General features: G+C 42.6%; 1 protein-coding gene. It reads right to left on the reverse strand.

All coding sequences use genetic code 11. The features are described from left to right. Positions 1-167: 167 nt before the first annotated feature. A complete protein-coding gene (locus C7J97_RS14765; RefSeq protein ID WP_080545308.1) occupies positions 168-386 on the reverse strand; it encodes a hypothetical protein in 219 nt (72 codons plus the stop codon). Between the last annotated feature and the right edge of the window lie 232 nt (positions 387-618).

Genomic DNA, 618 nt, shown 5'->3' on the forward strand with positions numbered 1-618 from the left:
GCTGCGAAAAGCGTTTTTTCAAAAAGTATGGGTTTTCGTGAGAGCAAGAATCGTCCCGTGGCCACAAATTTTCAATTCTTGAAAATTCTTGCCCTTTTGGGACAGCTTCTTGTTGGGGCGTGCCTGCCCCAAACCCTGCTTAGGAGTGAGTGCAATATACTAGGAATTTATTTATTGCTTGCATCGGTTTTGTCGTTTCCCTTTTTCTTACGAGACAAACCTAAACAAAGATGCGTCGAGCCAAGGCAAAGAAATGATGAACCAAGACACAACCATACAACAGCCATAGAATTATCATTTCCACTTATGAAGCTAATAAGTGAAGCCATATATAACAGAGCAGAAGCTGCATAGAATAAGATAGATTTCTTGGTTTCTTTTTTCATAAATAATCGCCTCCACAAATCGATTTGTTGAGTCAATTATACCACGTTCTTTATCGAAATTACACCCTCTACATGGGAGAACTTGGCCGATTTACTGCGTACGTGCGTACCCATCTTCCGTATACACGTATGCGGCGATTTGCCCGAAACGCACTCTATACAGCCGTTCCCCCTCGGAGAGCCCACTACACTTTGCAGACCACAGGGATGAAAGTGTCATAGTGGGTTATTA

The organism is Faecalibacterium prausnitzii (assembly GCF_003324185.1).
Lineage (GTDB): Bacteria > Bacillota > Clostridia > Oscillospirales > Ruminococcaceae > Faecalibacterium > Faecalibacterium prausnitzii.